Origin of the sequence: Enterobacter mori (assembly GCF_025244905.1) — a bacterium.
In the GTDB taxonomy this organism is placed as follows: Bacteria; Pseudomonadota; Gammaproteobacteria; order Enterobacterales; family Enterobacteriaceae; genus Enterobacter; species Enterobacter mori_A.
On record NZ_CP104285.1, the window covers coordinates 3,368,984 to 3,391,174 of the forward strand.

20 protein-coding genes are annotated in these 22,191 nt (G+C 55.9%); 11 read left to right on the plus strand and 9 right to left on the minus strand.

Annotated features, from left to right (window positions below):
* Window positions 1-24 precede the first annotated feature (24 nt).
* From purC to dapA, 3 genes are all read right to left on the minus strand, one after another.
* Complete coding sequence (gene purC / locus N2K86_RS15870; protein ID WP_010433825.1) at window positions 25-738, minus strand: phosphoribosylaminoimidazolesuccinocarboxamide synthase; 714 nt, start codon at window positions 736-738, stop codon at window positions 25-27.
* 109 nt (window positions 739-847) lie between these two features.
* Window positions 848-1,882, minus strand: coding sequence for an outer membrane protein assembly factor BamC (gene bamC / locus N2K86_RS15875; protein WP_010433828.1), 1,035 nt, complete (start codon window positions 1,880-1,882; stop codon window positions 848-850).
* 16 nt (window positions 1,883-1,898) lie between these two features.
* The gene (gene dapA, locus N2K86_RS15880; protein WP_010433831.1) at window positions 1,899-2,777 is read right to left on the minus strand and encodes a 4-hydroxy-tetrahydrodipicolinate synthase; all 879 of its coding nucleotides are present in this window, start codon (window positions 2,775-2,777) and stop codon (window positions 1,899-1,901) included.
* 145 nt (window positions 2,778-2,922) lie between these two features.
* Between dapA and N2K86_RS15885 the strand changes: the two genes are divergently transcribed.
* Both N2K86_RS15885 and bcp read left to right on the plus strand, forming a co-directional pair.
* Window positions 2,923-3,492 (plus strand): glycine cleavage system transcriptional repressor, encoded by a 570-nt coding sequence (locus N2K86_RS15885; protein WP_221550958.1) that lies wholly within the window; start codon window positions 2,923-2,925, stop codon window positions 3,490-3,492.
* Window positions 3,492-3,962, plus strand: a complete 471-nt coding sequence (gene bcp / locus N2K86_RS15890; protein ID WP_260659242.1) for a thioredoxin-dependent thiol peroxidase — start codon at window positions 3,492-3,494, stop codon at window positions 3,960-3,962. The genes N2K86_RS15885 and bcp overlap by 1 nt, the downstream gene beginning before the upstream one ends.
* A 140-nt stretch (window positions 3,963-4,102) precedes the next feature.
* Here the strand turns inward: bcp and N2K86_RS15895 are convergent, their stop codons facing one another.
* Window positions 4,103-5,167 (minus strand): AI-2E family transporter, encoded by a 1,065-nt coding sequence (locus N2K86_RS15895; RefSeq protein ID WP_260659243.1) that lies wholly within the window; start codon window positions 5,165-5,167, stop codon window positions 4,103-4,105.
* Between the two features lie 221 nt (window positions 5,168-5,388).
* Here N2K86_RS15895 and bepA point away from each other — a divergent pair, with 221 nt between their 5' ends.
* Both bepA and arsC read left to right on the plus strand, forming a co-directional pair.
* Window positions 5,389-6,852 (plus strand): beta-barrel assembly-enhancing protease, encoded by a 1,464-nt coding sequence (gene bepA, locus N2K86_RS15900; RefSeq protein ID WP_260659244.1) that lies wholly within the window; start codon window positions 5,389-5,391, stop codon window positions 6,850-6,852.
* A gap of 15 nt (window positions 6,853-6,867) precedes the next feature.
* Window positions 6,868-7,224, plus strand: coding sequence for an arsenate reductase (glutaredoxin) (gene arsC, locus N2K86_RS15905; protein WP_260659245.1), 357 nt, complete (start codon window positions 6,868-6,870; stop codon window positions 7,222-7,224).
* Here the strand turns inward: arsC and N2K86_RS15910 are convergent.
* On the minus strand, window positions 7,221-8,045 hold the full coding sequence (locus tag N2K86_RS15910) for an XRE family transcriptional regulator (protein ID WP_260659246.1): 825 nt from the start codon (window positions 8,043-8,045) through the stop codon (window positions 7,221-7,223). The two genes, arsC and N2K86_RS15910, sit on opposite strands and share 4 nt — an antisense overlap.
* A gap of 147 nt (window positions 8,046-8,192) precedes the next feature.
* Here N2K86_RS15910 and celB point away from each other — a divergent pair, with 147 nt between their 5' ends.
* The 3 genes from celB to N2K86_RS15925 are packed head-to-tail and all read left to right on the plus strand — an operon-like array spanning window position 8,193 to window position 11,890.
* A complete protein-coding gene (celB, locus tag N2K86_RS15915) occupies window positions 8,193-9,512 on the plus strand; it encodes a PTS cellobiose transporter subunit IIC (protein WP_260659247.1) in 1,320 nt (439 codons plus the stop codon).
* A gap of 3 nt (window positions 9,513-9,515) precedes the next feature.
* The gene (locus N2K86_RS15920) at window positions 9,516-10,472 is read left to right on the plus strand and encodes a N(4)-(beta-N-acetylglucosaminyl)-L-asparaginase (RefSeq protein WP_260659248.1); all 957 of its coding nucleotides are present in this window, start codon (window positions 9,516-9,518) and stop codon (window positions 10,470-10,472) included.
* Entirely contained in the window at window positions 10,472-11,890 is a 1,419-nt protein-coding gene (locus tag N2K86_RS15925; protein WP_260661706.1) for a leucyl aminopeptidase family protein, read from the plus strand. Before N2K86_RS15920 ends, N2K86_RS15925 begins: the two co-directional genes overlap by 1 nt.
* A gap of 85 nt (window positions 11,891-11,975) precedes the next feature.
* On the opposite strand, the gene N2K86_RS15930 is transcribed toward N2K86_RS15925, so the two are convergent.
* The 4 genes from N2K86_RS15930 to N2K86_RS15945 form a co-directional block, all read right to left on the minus strand.
* On the minus strand, window positions 11,976-12,677 hold the full coding sequence (locus tag N2K86_RS15930) for a DnaA inactivator Hda (RefSeq protein ID WP_211438414.1): 702 nt from the start codon (window positions 12,675-12,677) through the stop codon (window positions 11,976-11,978).
* A 94-nt stretch (window positions 12,678-12,771) separates the two neighbouring features.
* Window positions 12,772-14,061 carry a uracil permease gene (gene uraA / locus N2K86_RS15935; RefSeq protein WP_260659249.1) on the minus strand — a complete coding sequence of 430 codons (1,290 nt, stop codon included), beginning with the start codon at window positions 14,059-14,061 and terminating at the stop codon, window positions 12,772-12,774.
* Between the two features lie 83 nt (window positions 14,062-14,144).
* Complete coding sequence (gene upp, locus N2K86_RS15940) at window positions 14,145-14,771, minus strand: uracil phosphoribosyltransferase (RefSeq protein ID WP_154128364.1); 627 nt, start codon at window positions 14,769-14,771, stop codon at window positions 14,145-14,147.
* A gap of 216 nt (window positions 14,772-14,987) precedes the next feature.
* Window positions 14,988-16,418, minus strand: a complete 1,431-nt coding sequence (locus N2K86_RS15945; protein ID WP_260659250.1) for a 6-phospho-beta-glucosidase — start codon at window positions 16,416-16,418, stop codon at window positions 14,988-14,990.
* A 266-nt stretch (window positions 16,419-16,684) separates the two neighbouring features.
* On the opposite strand from N2K86_RS15945, the gene purM reads away from it, so the two are divergent.
* From purM to ppx, 4 genes are all read left to right on the plus strand, one after another.
* The gene (gene purM / locus N2K86_RS15950) at window positions 16,685-17,722 is read left to right on the plus strand and encodes a phosphoribosylformylglycinamidine cyclo-ligase (RefSeq protein ID WP_260659251.1); all 1,038 of its coding nucleotides are present in this window, start codon (window positions 16,685-16,687) and stop codon (window positions 17,720-17,722) included.
* Window positions 17,719-18,360, plus strand: coding sequence for a phosphoribosylglycinamide formyltransferase (purN, locus tag N2K86_RS15955; protein ID WP_260659252.1), 642 nt, complete (start codon window positions 17,719-17,721; stop codon window positions 18,358-18,360). Before purM ends, purN begins: the two co-directional genes overlap by 4 nt.
* 228 nt (window positions 18,361-18,588) lie before the next feature.
* Complete coding sequence (ppk1, locus tag N2K86_RS15960; RefSeq protein WP_238458772.1) at window positions 18,589-20,649, plus strand: polyphosphate kinase 1; 2,061 nt, start codon at window positions 18,589-18,591, stop codon at window positions 20,647-20,649.
* 3 nt (window positions 20,650-20,652) lie between these two features.
* Entirely contained in the window at window positions 20,653-22,191 is a 1,539-nt protein-coding gene (gene ppx / locus N2K86_RS15965) for an exopolyphosphatase (protein ID WP_238458771.1), read from the plus strand.

Sequence of the window (22,191 nt, forward strand, 5' to 3'; positions counted from 1 at the left end):
AATATCCTTTGGCAATTGAGGAGATTAGTCGAGCTTAACGCCTAAACGGTGAGCAACCGCTTCATACGCTTCAATCAGTCCACCCAGGCTCTGACGGAAACGGTCTTTGTCCATTTTATCCAGGGTTTCTTTATCCCACAGGCGGCTGCCGTCCGGGGAGAACTCATCGCCCAGCACCACTTCGCCTTTGAACAGACCGAACTCCAGTTTGAAGTCGACGAGGATCAGCCCTGCGTCATCAAACAGTTTTTTCAGCACGTCGTTCGCTTTGTAGGTCAGCTCCTGCATGCGTGCCAGATTCTCTTTGCTCACCCAGCCGAAGGTTTCGCAGTAGGATTCGTTGACCATCGGGTCGTGCATGGCATCGTTTTTCAGGAACAGGTCAAACAGCGGCGGATTCAGTTCGATACCTTCTTCAATGCCGAGACGCTTCACCAGGGAGCCCGCGGCACGGTTACGAATGACGCACTCAACCGGAACCATGTCCAGTTTTTTCACCAAACATTCCGTATCGGACAATAACGCTTCCATCTGGGTCGGGATACCCGCTTCGGCCAGTTTGCTCATAATGAAGTGGTTGAACTTGTTGTTCACCATGCCTTTACGATCGAACTGCTCAATGCGTGCGCCATCCCCTGCTGACGTATCATTGCGGAACTCGAGCACCAACAGATCCGGGTTTTCCGTGCTGTATACGGTCTTCGCTTTGCCACGATACAACTCAGCTTGCTTCTGCATCTTCATTACTCCTGGTGTGATGATTTGTGTTCAAAACTGGGGATATTATGCCACGCACACGTTTGCGTGGCACGAAAATAAAAAGGGCTGGATTCACCAGCCCTTGTATTTATTTGCTGAATGCCGCCTGGAAGACGGCGACCAGCGCATCATTCTGCGACTGGGTCAGCGTGTGACCTTTCGGATCGATAAACTGCAGGCTACTGCGGTTATCGAGGTCACCTACCTGAATTTTGTAGTCACCAGAGGCAAGCTGCGGATCTTTCGCGCCCAGTTCCTGCCATGCGCTGTCAGACAACGGCTTGTAGGTTGCGGTCATGCTACCGGTTGAACGCGTGCTGTCGGTCACTTTCATGCCCACTTTTTCCAGCGTCGCTGGCAGACGCTGCCAGGTCTGGTTAAACGGTGCACGAACCACCAGCATTGGCAGGCCGGTATCATCCGCCGCGCTCTGCACGTCGAAGGACGAACCACTGCGGTTCTGCGCTGCGTTAGCGGCATCAGTCGCGTTCTTATCCAGACCCGCTGCAATGACGTTCAGCATTTCGGTGCTGTAACGCTGCATGGAGGCAGCATCAGCAACCGGTTTACCCGCCTGCTCCAGGTTTAACAGCTTAACGGTAACCGCCTGCTGATAACCCTGCGGCTTAACGGAGACTTGATAACGACCACGGTACTGCTGATCTTCATCCAGGCGGTTCCACTCGATCCAGTCCGTTGTTAACGTCTGGCTGGCATCATCGCGTTTATCAATCGTGTAGTTCTTCGACTGAATAACGCTGACAACCTGCGGCCACAGCGTGCTGTTGCGGCTGTTTTCAACCATCAGGGATGCCGTATCACCGGTAAACTGGGTACGCGCGCCGCTCACCAGCGCCAGAGGCTGAGCAGGTGGACGAATATCAAGCGCTTTACCGACAAGACCACTGCCGTTAGTGACGGGGATATTATAATCGCCGTTTTGAATCGGCAGGATCATACCAGCCGGTGCGTGAAGTTCAGCAAGCGGCGCCGCATCCAGATAGGATTCATCACCGCTCACCTGGCGCTTGTAGCGCGAGTCCGAACTACAGGCAGCGAGCAGCATAACAAGCGAAACACTCGCAACCTTCGCCAGGCGCGACTTCTGTACTGAATAAGCCATCAAATCTCCCTAAACTTTACAGCAAACCGGCATGCTTCAGCGCGCCAGCGACAATTTCACGACCGTGGTCGGTAATCGGTGTCATTGGCAGACGCAGCGTGTCGGATGCTACAAGTCCCAATTCCTTACACGCCCATTTCACTGGGATCGGATTGGGTTCGACAAATAATTTATTGTGCAATGGCATCAGACGCTGATTAATCACGCGAGCTTCATCAAAATGACCGGCCGCGGCCAGTTTGCACATTTCCGCCATATCGCGGGCCGCAACGTTCGCCGTTACGGAGATCACGCCATGACCACCGAGCTGCATAAAGTCCAGCGCGGTCGCATCGTCGCCGCTCAACAGGATAAAGTCGTCTGAAACCAGCTCTTTGATCTGATGAACGCGGCTTAAGTTCCCTGTCGCCTCTTTAATCCCGATAATATTTTTTACTTTCGAGAGACGGCCAACGGTTTCCGGCAGCATATCGCAACCGGTACGGGACGGCACATTATACAGAATTTGTGGCAAGTCAGTATGTTCTGCGATGGCTTTGAAATGCTGGAACAAGCCTTCCTGAGTTGGACGGTTGTAGTAAGGCGTGACGGTCAGACAGCCAACGATGCCGCTGTCGTTAAAACGTTGAGTCAGGCTGATAGCTTCTGCGGTTGCGTTAGCCCCTGTTCCTGCGATGACTGGGATACGTCCATCAGCCAGCTCCAGGGTCAGCATAACCACATCGCCGTGCTCTTCGTGGCTCAGCGTAGCAGATTCACCGGTAGTCCCTACCGAAACGATCGCCGAGGTTCCATTGGCGACATGGTAATCAATGAGCTTCTTCATGCTTGACCGGCAGACATTACCTTTTTCATCCATCGGTGTAACAAGCGCGACAATACTTCCCGTGAACATGAGCCATCCTCTGTGCGAACAAGAGCCTCAATGTTACGTTTGGAACTGTAATAAAAGCAAGCGACCTGAGGCGCTCAGGCGGTTGTATGCATGTTTTTTTTATGCTTTCCTTAGGAAGACTTAACCAAGCAAAGGAAGAACAGGTTTGACAACCTCATCACAACATTACCTGGTTATCACTGCGCTGGGTGCTGACAGGCCGGGTATCGTGAACACCATCACCCGCCACGTAAGCAGCTGCGGCTGTAATATCGAAGATAGCCGTCTCGCTATGCTTGGCGATGAGTTCACGTTTATTATGCTGCTTTCCGGCACATGGAACGCCATTACGTTGATTGAATCAACCCTGCCGCTGAAGGGTGCCGAGCTGGATTTGCTGATAGTGATGAAGCGCACCACTGCGCGTCCGCGTCCGGCACTGCCTTCCACCGTCTGGGTACAAGTTGAAGTGCCTGATTCACCGCATCTGATTGAGCGTTTTACGGCGCTTTTTGACAGCCATCAGATGAATATTGCCGAACTGGTTTCCCGTACGCAGCCAAGCGATGACCCTGCGCTTCCGGTGCTTTTTATTCAAATTACCGCGCACAGCCCTGCATCACAGGATGCGTCAAATATCGAGCAAGCGTTCAAAGCCCTCTGTACAGAATTAAACGCGCAGGGCAGTATAAGCGTCGTAAATTATTCGCAGCACGAACAGGATGGAGTTGAGTAATGAATCCACTGAAAGCCGGTGACATCGCACCGAAATTTAGCTTGCCGGATCAAGACGGCGAGCAAGTAAATTTGACCGACTTCCAGGGACAGCGTGTTCTGGTCTATTTCTACCCGAAAGCCATGACGCCGGGCTGTACCGTACAGGCCTGCGGTTTACGCGACAACATGGATGAGTTGAAAAAAGTCGGTGTAGAAGTGTTGGGCATCAGCACTGACAAGCCAGAAAAGCTGTCACGATTTGCGGAAAAAGAGATCCTGAACTTCACGCTACTTTCCGATGAAGATCACCAGGTTTGCGAGCAGTTCGGCGTCTGGGGTGAGAAATCGTTTATGGGTAAAACCTACGACGGTATTCACCGCATCAGCTTCCTGATTGACGCTGACGGTAAAGTTGAGCATGTGTTTGACGACTTCAAAACCAGCAACCACCATGACGTGGTGTTGAACTGGCTGAAACAAAGTGCCTGAAAGTGAGTGTCGGGTGGCGGCTTCGCCTTACCCGACCTACAAGGTAAATGCAAAACGGCAACCCAGGTTGCCGTTTCTAGTGTTTTCCCCCTCTCCCCGTGGGAGAGGGCCGGGGTGAGGGCATCAGCCCGCAAAAAAACCTACTGCTCTTCCACCGCTGGCACATCCGGCCACGCGTGCACGACCGCTTTAATCAGCGTTGCCAGCGGAATGGCAAAGAACACGCCCCAGAATCCCCACAGCCCGCCGAAAATCACCACCGATAGAATAATCACCAGTGGATGCAGGTTCACCGCTTCCGAGAACAGCACCGGCACCAACAGGTTACCGTCCAGCCCCTGAATAATCAGGTATACCGCAAAGCAGCTCCAAAACTCAGTGCCCAGACCAAACTGGAACAGCGCAACGCCCACCACCGGAATGGTCACCACAAACGCGCCGATGTAAGGGATCAGGACCGAGAATCCGACCAGCACCGCCAGCAGCAACGAGTAGTTCAGGCCGAAAATCAGGAAGCCAATCCAGGTCGCGACACCCACCACAATCATCTCCAGCACCTTGCCGCGAATGTAGTTGGTGATCTGCTGGTTCATCTCCTGCCAGACCTGCCCTGCCAGACCACGGTTACGCGGTAGAATGCGCCTGACGGCGTTCAGCATCTGCTCTTTATCTTTTACCAGGAAGAAGACCATTAACGGCACGAGCACAAGGTAAACCGCCAGCGTCAGCAGGCCGACCAGCGAGGCCAGAGAGTATTTCACCACCGAGTCGCCCATCGTCATGATGCGGGCGCGCATGTTTTCAGCCATCGCGTCAATAATCCCGGCATCCATCAGCGCGGGATAACGACGCGGCAGCGTGGCGGCGAAATCAGAGAGTTTATTCAACATGCCGGGCATATCACGGATCAGGTAAATCCCCTGCTGCCAGGCAACCGGCATCACCACAAAGGACATCAGTAACAATATGCCGACAAACAGCACCAGTACGATGCTGGTCGCCCAGCGGCGGGAACAGCCGATATGTTCCAGACGCGCGGTGGGCCATTCCAGCAGATACGCCAGCACAATCGCCACCAGCAGCGGCGCCAGCAGGCCGCTAAAGAAGAACAGGATGCCGAACCCGGCAACCAGAATGACCAGCAAAGCAATGGCTTCGGGGTCGCTAAACCGACGCCGATACCACTGCATTAACATTTCGAGCATACAACCCTTCCCTGAATCGAATGGCGGGAGTGAGACGGTGAATTGTATCTAACTGTCACAAAAAAGACTTTCGCTTTTTGTATCACTGTAACGATTCGCAAAAGCCTGATGAATTGGATTTTCTTCATGTCGCAACACGGCTACACTCGCAAGTCAGTGGAGATGAACGATATGCCGGTTCATCGGTCAAATTGACACATCCAAAATACAGGACAGTGGTTATGTTCAGGCAGTTGAGAAAAACACTGGTTGCGACACTTATCGCCGCACTGACTGTCGGTCAGGCTGCACCCGCCTTCGCTGATTCGGCCGACTCGTTGCCGGACATGGGTACCACAGCAGGAAGCACGCTCTCCATCGGTCAGGAGATGCAGATGGGTGATTACTACGTTCGCCAGCTGCGCGGCAGCGCGCCGCTGATCAATGACCCGCTGTTGGTGCAGTACATCAATGGTCTGGGCATGCGGCTGGTCGCGCACGCCGACTCGGTAAAAACCCCTTTCCACTTCTATTTAATCAATAACGACGAAATCAACGCCTTCGCCTTCTTTGGCGGTAACGTGGTGCTGCATTCGGCGTTATTCCGCTATTCCGATAACGAAAGCCAGCTGGCATCCGTTATGGCGCACGAAATTTCGCACGTTACCCAGCGTCATCTGGCGCGTGCGATGGAAGATCAGAAACGTAACGCCCCGCTGACCTGGGTTGGCGCGCTGGGCTCCATTCTGCTGGCGATGGCCAGCCCGCAGGCCGGGATGGCGGCACTGACCGGTACGCTGGCGGGAACGCGTCAGGGGATGATCAGCTTTACCCAGCAAAACGAACAGGAAGCGGACCGCATCGGGATTCAGGTGTTACAGCGTTCAGGCTTTGACCCGCAGGCCATGCCGAGCTTCCTCGAAAAACTGCTCGATCAGGCGCGTTACTCTTCACGCCCACCGGAAATCCTGCTGACGCACCCGTTACCTGAAAGCCGACTGTCGGACGCCCGTAACCGTGCCAACCAGATGCGTCCGGTTGTGGTGCAGTCCTCACAAGATTTCTACATGGCAAAGGTGAGAACGCTGGGGATGTACAATTCCGGGCGTAACCAGCTCACCAGCGATCTGCTGGATGCACTCTCCAAAGGCAACGTGCGGGAGAAAAACGCGGCTCAGTATGGTCAGGCGCTACAGGCGATGGAAGCCAGTAAGTATGATGAGGCACGTAAAGCGCTGCAGCCGCTGCTGGCCGCCGAGCCAAACAACCCGTGGTATCTCGACCTGGCAACCGATATCGATCTGGGGCAGAAAAAAGCCACCGACGCCATCAACCGCCTGAAAGGGGCAAAAGACGTTCGCACCAACCCGGTGTTGCAGCTTAACCTGGCGAACGCTTACTTACAGGGCGGTCAGCCTGCCGAAGCGGCGACCATTCTGAACCGCTACACCTTTAACAATAAAGACGATCAAAACGGTTGGGATCTGCTCGCTCAGGTTGAAGGCCAGCTCGGTAACCGCGATCAGGAGCTTGCGGCACGTGCCGAAGGCTTTGCGCTGGTCGGTCGTCTCGATCAAGCCATTTCTATGCTGAGCAGCGCCAGCTCGCAGGTCAAACTCGGCAGCCTGCAGCAGGCCCGCTACGATGCGCGCATCGATCAGCTGCGCGCTTTGCAGCAACGCTTCAAGCCGTACGAAAAGATGTAATAAGGAAGAAAAAACATGACAGACGCGGTAAAAATCTACCATAACCCTCGCTGCTCCAAGAGCAGGGATATCCTCAACCTGTTGAAATCTAACGGTGTTGAACCAGAGGTGGTGCTGTATCTCGAAACGCCGCCGGATGCACAAACCCTTCGTCAGCTGCTGCACATGCTGGGAATGGGCAGCGCCAGAGAGCTGATGCGCCAGAAAGAAGATCTGTATAAGTCGCTCAATCTGGATGACTCACGTTTGTCAGAGGACCAGCTGGTGCAGGCGATGGTTGAGAATCCAAAGCTGATTGAACGCCCGATTGTGGTGGCAAACGGTAAGGCGCGCATTGGACGTCCGCCGGAAGACGTGCTCGAGATCCTCTAGTCCTTATGCCGCAGCGCTTCCAGAAAGGCCTGCGGCGTACTTTCCCCCAGTTTTTTCTGCGCTTTTCCCCGGTTGTAAAACTCACACAGCGCGATCAGCACCGCGCTTGCGGGTTCATCATTCACGCGTGGAATAATATCGCGTAACGGCACCGCCACCTGAAGCGCATTGTGTTTATGTGGATGCGTTTTCACAGCCACGTTCTGCGCGGTTAGCGTCACCTCAAAGCCAAAAGTCTCAATAGATTGTATATCAGCCGGGCAGGCCTCAAGCAGCGCCTGCGTCCAGGTATTCAGCATCTGAGGCGAGAGTCCCGCATAAAGCCGGGCATAGCACCAGCCGCTCACCGGTTCACGCGCCCAGAGCAGGTGTTGCTCCCCGCCATCGTCCATATGCAGCGACAAAGGCAGATGATGCAGCGTCAGCGCGCGCGGCATAATGCCTACCTTCAGCGCCTTTTTCCCCTGCAACGGAGCCCCTTTTTGTTTTGCAGAGGCCGGTTTGAGGTAGCGATTCAATGTCGCCCGGGAAACGGGGATCCCCAGCACGCCGTTGACCATCTGCAGCAATTCATCTAACGGCGCGCCCAGGACGTCACGCAGGGCATTCACCAGTGCGATCTGCTCTTGTCTCATCACTTTGTGTGTCATTTTCGGTGTCGTCTGGTTATCCGAAACCTGCTCGCGGTTACGCCAGCGCCTGACGGTCGTGACCGAGATCCCAAGCTCAACGGCCAGCTCTCTATCGCTTTTATCTGACTGCTGAAGGTAGCGACGGATACGCGGTGTGGTGGTGGCATTAGCGTGCAGTTTAATTTCCATCGCAACATTTCCGTTAACTAATCATATGAGATTTATATAACATCAGCGATTGCTTTGTGACCGATTTCACCTTTCGCTCGCCGCGCTTCACTGATAATCCACAGACATAACATAAACAACGCCACTCAATCTTGTACGGAGTTCACAATGAACAATGTTCTGGGATTTCTTGAAGCAAAACTGATGCCGCTGGCGGCCAAAACGGCCCAGCAGCGTCATCTCGGGGCCATTCGCGGTGCCTACGTGTCATTCATGCCGTTTATCATCGTCGGCTCTATTCTGCTGGTGATCTCCTCTTTCCCGAATCAAGCCTATCAGCAGTTTATGTCTCAGGCCTTTGGTGAGAGCTGGAGCGCCATTATTGAAATCCCGTTCAACGCGGTGTTCTCCACCATGTCGCTGTTCATCAGCTTCCTGGTCGCCTTCCGCCTGGCGGAACACTATGGCGAGGATCGTATCTCCTGCGGCATCCTGGCGCTGGTCGCCTTTCTCATCCTGACGCCCTTTGTCAAAGTGGCGGAAAACGGCAGTATTACCGTCATTCCGGTGGAGTGGATTGGCAGCAAAGGGCTGTTCGTGGCGATGATTGGTTCCCTGCTGTGGACAGAGCTGTTCTGCTGGCTGAAGCGCAAAAAACTGGTGATCAAAATGCCGGACGGCGTACCGCCAGCGGTGCAGGAGTCTTTTGCCGCGCTGATCCCGGCCCTGCTGGTGATGATTCTGGTGCTGGGTATCCGCATCGTCTTTGAAAACACCCACTACAACACCATCCACCAGTTTATTTACGACGTGGTTGCCACGCCGGTGCGCCACTACGGCACCTCTTACTTTGGCGCGCTGATGACGGTGTTCAGCATCACCATTCTGTGGTCAGTGGGCATTAACTCCGGCTCGATGATCAACGGCATCATTCGACCGCTGTGGATGGAGAACCAGACCGACAACATCGCGGCGATTCAGGCAGGCACAACGCCGCCGCACATTATCACCGAACAGTTTTTTGACATGATCTGGATGGGCGGCGCGGGGGCCACGCTGTCGCTGGTGATTGCGATGCTGATTTTCGCCCGCAGTAAAAACATGCGCGAAGTGGCGCGCCTCGGCGCGGGCGCGTCGGTGTTCAACATCAACGAGCCGATTCTGTTTGGCCTGCCGGTGATCATGAACCCGATCATGCTTATCCCGTTCAACCTGGTGCCGCTGGTGCTGGTTACCGTGCAGTATGCGGCGATGAAAATTGGTGCCGTGGCCGTCACCACCGGGGTGTTTATTCCCTGGACGCTGCCGCCGGTGATCAGCGGCTTTATCGTCACCGGGCACCTGAGCGGCAGCGTCATGCAGCTTCTCAACCTGCTGATTGGCGCCATGCTGTATCTGCCTTTCATGCGTATCCTGGATAAACAGTACCGCGCGGCGGAAATAGCCAGCGTTACGCAAACCGACACCACCCTTGCAAAACAGGAGTAAAGCATGTGGGGAATTATCGCCACCTGGCGAATGGCGCTTGAAGGCGTCACGGAGTCTGCCTCTGCGCTGGCTGCGGGCAAACCTGTCGCTGCGGCGGTGGTGGATGCCGTCGCCGCCGTCGAGGACTTTCCGCTGTATAAATCCGTCGGCTACGGCGGACTCCCCACCGAAAACGGTGAGGTGGAGCTGGACGCCGCCTATATGGACGGCGACACGCTGGCCTTTGGTGCCGTGGGCAATCTGGTGGATATCGCCAACCCGGTGCGCGTGGCGCACGCGCTCAGCCGCCAGCGCTACAACAGCCTGCTGGTCGGCCAGGGCGCGCGGGAATGGGCGCTGAGCCAGGGCTTCGCCGACAAAACCATGCTCACCGAACGCGCCATGCAGCACTACCGCAAGCGCTGCCGCGAAACGCTGGATAAAGGCCTAAGCCCTTACGACGGGCATGACACCGTCGGCATTATCGGCCTCGACAAGCAGGGCTCGATGAGCGTCGCCACCTCCACCAGCGGGCTGTTTATGAAAAAACGCGGCCGCATTGGTGATTCACCCATTATTGGCTCCGGCTTTTACTGCGACAGCGAAACCGGTGCCGCCACCGCCACGGGCGTCGGTGAAGATCTGATGAAAGGCTGCACCAGCTACGAAATCGTCCGCAGGATGGCGCAGGGTATGACGCCGCAGCAGGCGGCAGATTCCGTGGTGTTCGAACTGGAGGACAAGCTGATGTCACGCTTTGGTCGCGTGGGCGATCTCTCCGTGGTGTGCATGAACAACAGGGGCGAATTTGGTGCCGCTACCAACATCAAAACCTTCTCGTTCGTGGTGGCGACAGCTCGCCAGCCTCTCACTGTTTATCGTACCGAGCGACTGCGGGAGAAAACGCACTATCACGCCGTGGACGAAGAATGGATGCAGGCCTACGCCGCGCGGATCCGCGCGCCGATTGAGGAGTCATGATGATTACGTATCAGTTTATCACCGCGCTTTCTGACGCAAAGCCACAGAGCCATTTGATTGCCCGCGCCAGCTGTCACCTTCTGCCGCAAAATGCGCTTATCGAGGAAATGCGCGAGTCTGACAGCATCGCAGATACCCGTTTTGGCTGCGCGCCGTTTGCCCGGATCACCCTGCTGCCCGATGCGCTCTGGCAGGATAGCCTGACTGCAGAATTACTGACGGCGCTGCGCCCGCTGCTGGCCTCGCCCGTCAGCCCCGAGCTGATACTGGACGTGACTGATATCGACGATGTGGTGCTGGTGCAGGTGCTGCGTTTTCTCTTTAATCAGGCGCACAGGCTGAGCGATTTGCAGTTGAAAAAAACCAATGACAAGGTCCGTCTTGAGCGCATCACCGCACTCTGCTTACCCGAACAGCAGGACCGACTGGCGGTCATTTTCCGCCAGCAGCAGGCCATCGCCCACGGCATGGTCGCGGCGCGACGCCTGGCCGATACGCCGTCGGATCGCTGCACGCCGCAGTTTGTCGTCGAAGAGGCGCAAAAGCTCTGTGCCGCCTTCCCTGCCCTACGGTGTGAGGTGTTGGATGAAAAGCAAATCGTTGAGCAAGGTCTGGGGCTGCTGCATGCCGTTGGCAAAGGGGCGACCTGTCCGCCGCGCCTGCTGGCGCTTCATTATGACGGCGTGAATGACGGCCCGGTGCGCTGCTATGTCGGCAAAGGCATTACCTTTGATACCGGCGGCCTGTGGCTGAAGGACGGCGCGGGCATGTACACAATGAAATACGACATGTGCGGCGCGGCTAACGTGCTGGGGCTGATGCTGACCGTGGCAAAGCTGGGATTACCCGTACGCATTATGGGCGTGCTGGCGCTGGCGGAAAACGCCATTGGCCCTGATGCCATGCAGCCAGGCACGGTGGCGACAGCCTGCAGCGGCACCACGGTGGAAATCAACAACACCGATGCCGAAGGCCGACTGGTGCTGGCAGACGCCATCGCCTGGGCCAGCCAGCGCCATCCGCAGGCGCGCTATATCATTGATATGGCGACCTTAACCGGCGCAGTCGTCAAAGCGCTGGGGTATGAATTGAGCGGATTAATGACGCAGGATGAACCGCTGCGCGCGGCGCTGACGCTGGCGGGTAAGCAGAGTGGCGATGAAGTGTGGTCCCTGCCGCTGGACGCCCGGCTGAGAAAACAGACCGACAGCGCCATTGCCGATCTGTGCAACACGCCGACCAACAATGCGGCAATCAGCGCCTCGGCGGCGTGGCTGCTGCATCACTTCTGTCCGCCGACCATTCCGTGGGCGCATCTGGACATCAGCGGCACGGCGCTGTGGCGTGAGAATGGTAAGAGCGTAGCATCGGGAAGACCGATTCCGCTGCTCGTGGAGCATCTGTTGGGGGATCTTTAGCCGGGTGGCGGCTGCGCCTTATCCGGTCTACAAGGGGAGCGCTTTTCGTAGGCCCGGTAAGGCGTAACCGCCACCGGGCAAAAACTCAAAGCTTAAGGATATCTTTCACAAACGGAATGGTCAGCTTGCGCTGGGCAGTAATGGAGGCGCGATCGAGCTGATCGAGCGTGTCAAACAGCGTGCGCATTTCGCGGTCCAGCCGCTTCAGCAGGAAACGGCCCACGTCTTCCGGAAGCTCAAACCCGCGCTGCTTTGCGCGCAGCTGTAGCGCCTGAAGCTTATCTTCATCCGACAGCGGCTGAAGCTTATAGATTTGTCCCCAGTCCAGACGAGACGCCAGATCCGGCAGCCCCAGATTCAGCTGACGCGGTGGACGATCGCCGGTGATCAGCAGTCGGGTTTTACCCGATTCCAGAATGCGGTTGTAGAGGTTAAAGATCGCCATTTCCCACGGCTCATCACCCGCCACGCATTCGATATTATCGATGCAGACCAGCGAGAGGTGTTCCATTCCCTCAAGCACCTCAGGCACGAACCAGGTACGTTTATCCAGCGGCACATAGCCTACCGCATCACCGCGCGCTGAAAGCTCCGCGCAGGCGGCATGCAGCAGGTGGCTGCGCCCCGCGCCTTCGCGTGACCAGATATAGATGTATCCGCTGTGATCCTGGCGCAGCACGTTTTGCAGTGCAGCCAGTAAAGAGGGGTTATCACCCGGCCAGAAACTCGCAAAAGTTTCGTCGTCAGGGAGATAAAGTGGCAAAGAGAGCTGTGCCGGTCCGTTCAGAAATACCTCAACCAGATCTTACATAAAATCGGCAACGAGTTTAGCACGGAACCGGAAGGAGAGAAACGGGCGGATCGTCCGCCCGCTTAAAGGATCAATGTGGTGCTTTTTCGCTATCGTCAGCATCCAGAATTTCTTCTTCAGGGCGCAGAACGGAAATCAGCTTAAAGATCAGGCTCAGGCCTACACCCACGATGGTCGCCAGCGCCATGCCCTTCAGCTCAGCTGCACCAATGTGCACCTTCGCGCCGCTCACGCCGATGATCAGGATAACGGAGGTCAGGATCAGGTTCTGCGCCTTGCTGTAATCCACTTTGGATTCAATCAGCACGCGGATACCGGAGGCACCGATCACCCCGTACAGCAGCAGAGAAACGCCGCCCATCACCGGCACCGGAATGATCTGAATCGCTGCCGCCAGCTTGCCCACGCAGGAGAGCAGAATGGCGATGATCGCCGCCCCGCCGATAACCCAGGTACTGTAGACGCGGGTAATCGCCATCACGCCGATGTTTTCGCCGTAGGTGGTGTTTGGCGTGGAGCCAAAGAAACCGGAGATGATGGTGGAGAAACCGTTGGCAAACATGGAGCGGTGCAGGCCCGGGTCGCGGATCAGGTCACGTTTGACGATGTTCGCCGTCACCACCAGGTGGCCGACGTGTTCCGCAATCACCACCAGCGCGGCTGGCAGAATGGTGAAGATAGCGAACCACTCAAAGCGTGGGGTGTAGAAGGTCGGCAGCGCAAACCAATGCGCTTCGGCAATTGGGGTGGTATCCACTACGCCCATTGCGAAGGAGAGCGCATAGCCTGCCAGCACGCCGATCAGGATCGGGATAATCGCCATGAAACCGCGGAACAGCACGGAGCCAAACACCGTCACGCCCAGCGTCACCAGCGAGATGATAATGGTTTTGGAATCCGGGGACTGACCGTCCGCAGGCAGCAGACCGGCCATATTCGCCGCCACGCCCGCCAGCTCCAGGCCGATGACGGCAACGATTGCGCCCATCGCCGCAGGGGGGAACATCACGTCCAGCCAGCCGGTACCCGCTTTCTTCACGATGAAGGAGACCAGGCAGAAGAGCACGCCACACATAATAAAGCCGCCCAGCGCGACCTCATAACCCAGCGGCAGCAACAGCAGCACCGGGGAGATAAACGCGAAGCTCGACCCGAGATAGGCCGGGATTTTGCCTTTACAGATAAAGAGGTACAGCAGCGTACCAACGCCGTTGAACAGCAGCACGGTAGCCGGGTTAATGTGGAACAGGATTGGCACCAGCACGGTTGCGCCAAACATGGCGAACAGGTGCTGCAAACTAAGCGGGATCGTCTGTAAAAGCGGCGGTCTTTCACTCACCCCGATAGCACGGCGCGTCATAGTGTTTTCCTCTGTGTAGTATTGTTGGTGTTTTATTCAAAAAAAAGCCGACTATCAAAGTCGGCTTATTTATCGTTATTCGATTATTTCGTACCAAAGATCTTGTCGCCGGCATCGCCGAGCCCCGGGATGATGTACCCGTGCTCGTTCAGCCCCTGGTCGACAGACGCGGTATACAGCTCAACGTCCGGGTGCGCTTTTTCCAGCGCCGCAATCCCTTCTGGTGCAGCCACCAGAACCAGCACCTTAATGCTACTGCAGCCTGCATTTTTCAGCAGGTCGATGGTGGCGATCATTGAACCGCCGGTCGCCAGCATGGGGTCAACCACCAGCGCCATACGCTCGTCAATGTTAGACACCAGCTTCTGGAAGTAAGGAACCGGCTCAAGGGTTTCTTCGTTACGGTAGATCCCCACCACGCTGATGCGCGCGCTTGGCACGTGCTCCAGCACGCCTTCCATCATGCCGAGACCGGCACGCAGGATTGGCACCACGGTAATTTTCTTACCTTTGATCTGCTCAACCTGTACCGGGCCGTTCCAGCCTTCGATGGTCACTTTTTCCGTTTCCAGATCGGAGGTTGCTTCGTAGGTCAGCAGGCTGCCCACTTCAGAAGCCAGTTCGCGAAAACGCTTCGTGCTGATGTCATGCTCACGCATCAGGCCCAACTTGTGTTTAACGAGTGGGTGTTTCACTTCCACAATCTTCATTCTCTTTCTCCTCTGAGGTGGCATCCGCAAAAAAATCGCGGGATTATACCGCTTTTTTCGGATTAGACCATACCCATGTTGCTTGACGTGCATCAATCAAAAATGAAAAAGCCGGAGGCTGGGCTCCGGCTTGGGTGCGGGATTCTGCCGGGTGGCGCTAACGCTTACCCGGCCTACGGGACGTGTAGGCACGGTAAGCGCAGCGCCACCGGGCAATTATAGCTGCTCTCCGTTGCTGGCAATGACCTGCTTATACCAGTCGAACGACTTTTTCTTACTGCGGTTCAGCGTGCCGTTGCCTTCATTGTCTTTATCGACAAAGATAAAGCCGTAGCGTTTTTTCATTTCGCCAGTGCCGGCAGAGACCAGGTCGATACAGCCCCACGGGGTGTAGCCCATCAGATCCACGCCGTCTTCCACCACCGCTTTTTTCATCTCGCTGATATGCGCGGCGAGGTAATCAATACGGTACTGGTCGTTCACCGTGCCGTCGCTCTCCTGCACGTCAATCGCGCCAAAGCCGTTTTCAACGATAAACAGCGGCAGCTGGTAGTGATCCCAGAACCAGTTCAGGGAGTAACGCAACCCCACCGGATCAATCTGCCAGCCCCAGTCGGATTTCTGTACGTACGGGTTAGAGACCAGGCTTTTGCTCTCGTCGTAATCCAGCTGCGGATTGTCCGCCGTCGCCTTGGTGGCGAAGGACATGTAGTAGCTGAACCCGATGTAGTCCACGCAGCCCTGCGTCAGCGCCGCTTTATCTTCATCAGTAATATCCAGCGCGAAGCCGCGACGCTCGAAGTAGTTCAGCAGGTGCTGCGGGTACTTGCCGCGCACGTGCACGTCGGTGAACCAGTAGCGTCGGTGCATGGCGTTCATCGCCATCATCATATCGTCCGGCGCGCAGGTCAGCGGATAGATAGGACACATGGCAATCATGCAGCCGATCTGCAGCGACGGGTTAATCTCGCGTCCCGCCTTCACGGCCAGGGCGCTGGCCACCAGCTCATAGTGCGCCGCCTGGAACATCACCGGCTCGCGGTCTTCGCCCGGCGCGTATTTCAGGCCAGAGTTGGTGAACGGCGCAAAGTCTTCGTGGAAGTTGGCCTGGTTGTTGATCTCGTTAAAGGTCATCCAGTACTTCACTTTATGCTGATAGCGCTGGAAAACCACTTTTGCGAAACGAACGAAGAAGTCGATCAGCTTTCGGTTGCGCCAGCCGCCATATTCGGTGACCAGGTGGAACGGCATCTCGAAGTGGGAAAGCGTAATAACCGGTTCTATGCCGTGCTTCAGGCACTCGTCGAACAGATCGTCATAGAATTTCAGACCTGCCTCGTTAGGCTCCCGTTCGTCGCCTTTCGGGAAGATACGCGTCCAGGCAATAGAGGTACGGAAACATTTGAAGCCCATCTCGGCAAAGAGTTTGATGTCTTCTTTATAGCGATGGTAGAAATCGATGGCTTCGTGGTTAGGGTAATTTTTCCCCGACAGCACGCCGTTGGTGATTTCACGCGGCACGCCGTGCGCGCCTGCGGTCATCACATCGGCCACGCTCACGCCTTTGCCGCCCTCTTTCCAGCCGCCTTCAAGCTGATGTGCCGCTACGGCCCCACCCCACAGAAAACCTGCTTTAAATCCTGACATTTGCTTTCCCTCATTCTGCGTTATTTTCTGCAAAAACAATTACAGAAACCGGTTTCAGTTCGATGATGTGCAAAGGGAATACCCGTTGCAAGCAGTTCTCCGAAACCGGTTTCATTTTCGTGAACAGAGTCAAGTTTGGCTGCATCCACGGGGTACACATAAAAAAAGATCCCCACGTCCAGAATAGGCTCGCAAACGTTTGCCTGGACTGTTAGAATTGCGCCGATTTTTCTTACTAGCTATGCAATCGCGTGGGGATTTAAGCCGTGACCAACAAAACTTCTCTCAGCTACAAAGATGCCGGTGTTGATATTGACGCAGGTAATGCGCTGGTTGACCGAATCAAAGGTGTGGTGAAGAAAACCCGCCGCCCGGAAGTGATGGGTGGCCTGGGTGGCTTCGGCGCGCTGTGCGCACTGCCGCAAAAATATCGTGAACCTGTTCTGGTCTCGGGTACTGACGGTGTAGGCACCAAACTGCGCCTGGCGATGGATTTGAAACGTCACGACACGATCGGTATCGATCTGGTCGCGATGTGCGTGAACGATCTGGTGGTACAGGGCGCAGAGCCGCTGTTCTTCCTCGATTACTACGCGACCGGCAAACTGGACGTGGATACCGCTGCCAGCGTGATTAACGGTATCGCCGAAGGCTGTCTGCAGTCTGGCTGTGCGCTGGTCGGTGGCGAAACCGCTGAAATGCCGGGCATGTACCACGGTGAAGATTATGACGTCGCAGGCTTCTGCGTCGGCGTAGTAGAAAAATCAGAAATTATCGACGGCAGCAAAGTGGCCGACGGCGATGTGCTGATCGCGCTGGCCTCCAGCGGTCCGCACTCAAACGGTTATTCCCTGGTACGTAAAATCCTCGAAGTGAGCGGCTGCGACCCGCTGACCACCGAGCTGGACGGTAAACCGCTGGCTGACCATCTGCTGGCACCGACCCGCATCTATGTGAAAAACGTGCTGGAACTGATCGAGAGCGTCGACGTTCACGCCATTGCCCACCTGACCGGCGGCGGTTTCTGGGAAAACATCCCGCGCGTTCTGCCGGACAACACCCAGGCGGTGATCGACGAATCCTCATGGCAGTGGCCAGCCGTCTTCAACTGGCTCCAGACCGCAGGCAACGTGAGCTCTCACGAAATGTACCGCACCTTTAACTGCGGCGTAGGTATGGTTATCGCCCTGCCGGCAAGCGAAGCGGATAAAGCCGTTAAGCTGCTGACGGAAAAAGGTGAAAACGCGTGGAAAATCGGTACGATTAAAGCTTCCGATTCCGAACAGCGTGTGGTCATTGAATGAAAAACATCGTGGTGCTCATTTCCGGCAACGGAAGCAATTTGCAGGCAATCATAGACGCCTGCAAACAGAAGAAAATCAATGGCACCATTCGGGCAGTCTTCAGCAACAAGGCCGACGCGTTCGGCCTTGAGCGCGCGCGGGAAGCGAACATTCCTGCGCACGCGCTGGAAGCCAGCCAGTTCGCCGGACGTGAAGCCTTTGACCGCGAGCTGATTCAGGAGATTGATGCCTACGCGCCGGACGTGGTCGTGCTGGCGGGATATATGCGTATTCTGAGCCCGGCTTTTGTTGAACACTTCGCCGGACGTCTGCTGAATATCCACCCTTCTCTTCTGCCGAAATATCCGGGCCTGCACACCCATCGTCAGGTGCTGGAAAACGGCGACGAGGAGCACGGCACCTCTGTCCATTTCGTCACCGACGAACTGGACGGTGGCCCGGTGATCCTGCAGGCCAAAGTCCCGGTCTTTGAAGGTGACAACGAAGACGACGTGACCGAACGCGTACAGACTCAGGAACACGCCATTTACCCGCTGGTGGTAAGCTGGTTTGTTGAGGGGCGTCTGGAGATGCGCGAGGGCGCAGCCTGGCTGGACGGCGTGAAGTTACCCCCGCAGGGTTATGCGGCCGAAGAGTAATCTGTTTGTATTGCCCGGCGGCGCTTCGCTTGCACGGGCCTACGGTCACGTAGGTCGCGGTAAGCGCAGCGCCACCCGACAATCCCTTCCCCAACCCTCTAAATTCCCCAACAAAAAAATAACTGTCATACTTTTCTGGCACTGTTGGACATATCGTGGAAATGCTCGCCATAATAAGGACGAGACGGATTTACCACGTCCTGTGATTGAACTGGAGTGTGAGCTGTAATGGGTCAGGAAAAGTTATATATCGAGAAAGAGCTAAGCTGGTTAGCATTCAACGAGCGTGTACTCCAGGAAGCGGCAGACAAAAGTAACCCGCTGATCGAGCGTATGCGTTTTTTGGGCATTTATTCCAACAACCTGGATGAGTTCTATAAGGTTCGCTTTGCCGAACTGAAGCGGCGGATCATCATCAGCGAAGAGCAGGGGTTAAATTCCCACTCGCGCCATCTGCTTGGAAAAATCCAGTCTCGCGTCATGAAAGCCGATCAGGAATTTGATGGCCTCTACAACGAGCTGCTGCTGGAAATGGCGCGCAACCAAATCTTCCTGATTAACGAACGCCAGCTCTCCGCAAATCAACAGACCTGGCTGCGCCACTACTTTAAACACTATCTGCGCCAGCACATCACCCCAATTCTGATTAACCGCGAAACCGATCTGGTCCAGTTCCTGAAGGACGATTACACCTATCTGGCGGTCGAAATTATTCGCGGTGAGAATATCAGCTACGCGCTGCTGGAGATCCCGTCCGATAAGGTTCCTCGCTTTGTGAACCTGCCGCCGGAAACCCCGCGCCGTCGCAAGCCGATGATCCTGCTGGATAACATCCTGCGCTACTGCCTGGACGACATCTTTAAAGGCTTCTTCGATTACGATGCGTTAAATGCCTATTCGATGAAGATGACCCGCGACGCCGAATATGACCTGGTGCACGAGATGGAAGCCAGCCTGATGGAGCTGATGTCCTCCAGCCTCAAGCAGCGTCTGACAGCCGAGCCGGTCCGCTTCGTCTATCAGCGCGATATGCCGGACGCGATGGTTGAAATGCTGCGCGAGAAGCTGACCATCTCCCGCTACGACTCGATCATTCCCGGCGGGCGCTACCACAACTTTAAAGACTTTATTGGCTTCCCGAACGTCGGCAAAGCCAATCTGGTGAACAAACCGCTGCCGCGCCTGCGCCATCTTTGGTTCGATAAATTCCGTAACGGATTCGACGCCATCCGCGAGCGCGATGTCCTGCTTTACTATCCGTACCACACCTTTGAACACGTGCTGGAGCTGCTGCGTCAGGCGTCGTTCGACCCGAACGTGCTGGCGATAAAAATCAACATTTACCGCGTAGCAAAAGATTCCCGCATCATCGACGCGATGATCCACGCGGCGCACAACGGCAAGAAAGTGACGGTCGTGGTCGAGCTGCAGGCACGATTTGACGAAGAGGCGAACATCCACTGGGCGCGCCGTCTGACGGAAGCGGGCGTGCACGTTATCTTCTCCGCGCCAGGGCTGAAAATTCACGCCAAGCTGTTCCTGATCTCCCGTAAAGAAGGAGACGACGTGGTGCGTTACGCCCACATCGGTACCGGGAACTTTAACGAGAAAACCGCGCGTATTTATACCGACTACTCGCTCTTAACCGCCGATGCGCGCATCACCAACGAAGTGCGTCGGGTATTCAACTTTATCGAGAACCCGTACCGTCCGGTCAGCTTCGACTACCTGCTGGTGTCACCGCAGAACTCGCGCCGCCTGCTGTACGATATGATCGACAAAGAGATCGCCAACGCGCAGAACGGGTTATCGTCGGGCATCACGCTGAAGCTCAACAACCTCGTCGATAAAGGTCTGGTGGACAGGCTATATGCGGCGTCCAGCTCCGGTGTACCGGTTAATCTGCTGATCCGCGGTATGTGTTCGCTGATCCCGGAACTGGAAGGCATCAGCGACAATATTCGCGTGATCAGCATCGTTGACCGCTATCTGGAACATGACCGAATCTACATTTTCGATAATGCTGGCGACAAGCGGGTTTATCTTTCTTCTGCAGACTGGATGACGCGCAATATTGATTACAGAATTGAAGTAGCGGCTCCGCTGTTGGACCCGCGCCTGAAACAGCAGATCCTCGATATTATCGAGATTTTGTTTAGCGATACGGTGAAAGCACGTTATATCGACAAAGAACTCAGTAATCGCTATGTACCGCGCGGCAATCGCCGAAAAGTGCGGTCACAGCTGGCGATTTACGATTACATCAAATCACTCGAGCAACCCGATTAACCTATGCCGATAAATGATAATACGCCACGACCGCAGGAGTTCGCCGCGGTCGATCTTGGTTCAAACAGTTTCCACATGGTCATCGCCCGTGAGGTGGATGGTGCGTTACAGATCATCGGTCGTCTGAAGCAGCGCGTGCATCTGGCCGATGGTCTGGACGCGCGCAGCATGCTCAGCGAAGAGGCGATGGAGCGCGGCTTAAACTGCCTGTCGCTGTTTGCGGAACGCCTGCAGGGTTTTTCACCCTCCAGCGTTTGCATCGTGGGAACGCATACGCTGCGTCAGGCGTTGAATGCGCCGGAGTTTCTCAAGCGCGCAGAGAAGGTTATCCCCTACCCGATTGAGATCATCTCCGGTAACGAAGAAGCGCGCCTGATTTTTATGGGCGTTGAGCATACGCAGCCGGAGAAAGGCCGCAAGCTGGTGATCGACATCGGCGGCGGCTCAACGGAGCTGGTGATTGGTGAAGACTTCGAGCCGCGTCTGGTGGAAAGCCGCCGCATGGGCTGCGTGAGCTTCGCGCAGATGTATTTCCCGGGCGGCACCATCACCCGCGAAAACTTCCAGCGCGCGCGCATGGCCGCTATCCAGAAGCTGGAAAACCTGGCGTGGCAGTATCGCATTCAGGGCTGGAACGTGGCGCTGGGCGCATCCGGCTCGATTAAAGCCGCCCATGAAGTGCTGCTGGCAATGGGTGAAAAAGACGGAATTATTACCCCTGAGCGTCTGGTTCTGCTCACCGAAGAAGTGCTGAAGCATAAAAGCTTCGACGCCCTGAGCCTGCCGGGCCTGTCCGATGAGCGAAAATCAGTCTTCGTACCAGGGCTTGCGATCCTGTGCGGCGTGTTTGATGCGCTGGCGATTAAGGAACTGCGTCTTTCAGACGGCGCGCTCCGTGAAGGCGTGCTGTATGAGATGGAGGGCCGCTTCCGCCATCAGGACATTCGCAGCCGCACCGCGCAGAGCCTGGCGAACCAGTACAACATCGACCGCGAGCAGGCGAAGCGCGTACTGGAAACCACGGAGCAGATGTACGATCAGTGGCAGGAGCAGAACCCTAAACTTGCGCATCCGCAGCTTGCTGCGCTGTTGAAATGGGCCGCGATGCTGCACGAGGTGGGGCTGAACATCAATCACAGCGGGATGCATCGCCATTCGGCCTATATCCTGCAAAACAGCGATCTGCCCGGCTTTAATCAGGAGCAGCAGACCATGATGGCCACCCTGGTGCGTTACCACCGTAAAGCCATCAAGCTCGACGATCTGCCGCGCTTTACGCTGTTCAAGAAAAAGCAGTTCCTGCCGCTTATTCAGCTGCTGCGTCTGGGCGTGCTGCTGAATAACCAGCGTCAGGCGACGACGACGCCCCCAACGTTAAAGCTGAAAACAGACGACCACCACTGGACGCTGAGCTTCCCGCACGACTGGTTTAGCCAGAACGCGCTGGTCCTGCTGGACCTGGAAAAAGAGCAACAGTACTGGGAAGCTGTCACCGGCTGGCTGCTCAAAATTGAAGAAGAGAGCGCCGACGTCGCCGCGTAA

What these genes read in the sequence shown, in the direction of transcription:
- upp (WP_154128364.1), bottom strand. Translation starts at nt 14,771, where the DNA reads ATGAAGATTGTGGAAGTGAAACACCCACTCGTTAAACACAAGTTGGGC.
- purC (WP_010433825.1), bottom strand. Translation starts at nt 738, where the DNA reads ATGCAGAAGCAAGCTGAGTTGTATCGTGGCAAAGCGAAGACCGTATAC.
- N2K86_RS15910 (WP_260659246.1), bottom strand. Translation starts at nt 8,045, where the DNA reads ATGGAAATTAAACTGCACGCTAATGCCACCACCACACCGCGTATCCGT.
- bamC (WP_010433828.1), bottom strand. Translation starts at nt 1,882, where the DNA reads ATGGCTTATTCAGTACAGAAGTCGCGCCTGGCGAAGGTTGCGAGTGTT.
- ppx (WP_238458771.1), top strand. Translation starts at nt 20,653, where the DNA reads ATGCCGATAAATGATAATACGCCACGACCGCAGGAGTTCGCCGCGGTC.
- purN (WP_260659252.1), top strand. Translation starts at nt 17,719, where the DNA reads ATGAAAAACATCGTGGTGCTCATTTCCGGCAACGGAAGCAATTTGCAG.
- celB (WP_260659247.1), top strand. Translation starts at nt 8,193, where the DNA reads ATGAACAATGTTCTGGGATTTCTTGAAGCAAAACTGATGCCGCTGGCG.
- bepA (WP_260659244.1), top strand. Translation starts at nt 5,389, where the DNA reads ATGTTCAGGCAGTTGAGAAAAACACTGGTTGCGACACTTATCGCCGCA.
- bcp (WP_260659242.1), top strand. Translation starts at nt 3,492, where the DNA reads ATGAATCCACTGAAAGCCGGTGACATCGCACCGAAATTTAGCTTGCCG.
- uraA (WP_260659249.1), bottom strand. Translation starts at nt 14,061, where the DNA reads ATGACGCGCCGTGCTATCGGGGTGAGTGAAAGACCGCCGCTTTTACAG.
- ppk1 (WP_238458772.1), top strand. Translation starts at nt 18,589, where the DNA reads ATGGGTCAGGAAAAGTTATATATCGAGAAAGAGCTAAGCTGGTTAGCA.
- N2K86_RS15945 (WP_260659250.1), bottom strand. Translation starts at nt 16,418, where the DNA reads ATGTCAGGATTTAAAGCAGGTTTTCTGTGGGGTGGGGCCGTAGCGGCA.
- N2K86_RS15925 (WP_260661706.1), top strand. Translation starts at nt 10,472, where the DNA reads ATGATTACGTATCAGTTTATCACCGCGCTTTCTGACGCAAAGCCACAG.
- arsC (WP_260659245.1), top strand. Translation starts at nt 6,868, where the DNA reads ATGACAGACGCGGTAAAAATCTACCATAACCCTCGCTGCTCCAAGAGC.
- N2K86_RS15920 (WP_260659248.1), top strand. Translation starts at nt 9,516, where the DNA reads ATGTGGGGAATTATCGCCACCTGGCGAATGGCGCTTGAAGGCGTCACG.
- dapA (WP_010433831.1), bottom strand. Translation starts at nt 2,777, where the DNA reads ATGTTCACGGGAAGTATTGTCGCGCTTGTTACACCGATGGATGAAAAA.
- N2K86_RS15895 (WP_260659243.1), bottom strand. Translation starts at nt 5,167, where the DNA reads ATGCTCGAAATGTTAATGCAGTGGTATCGGCGTCGGTTTAGCGACCCC.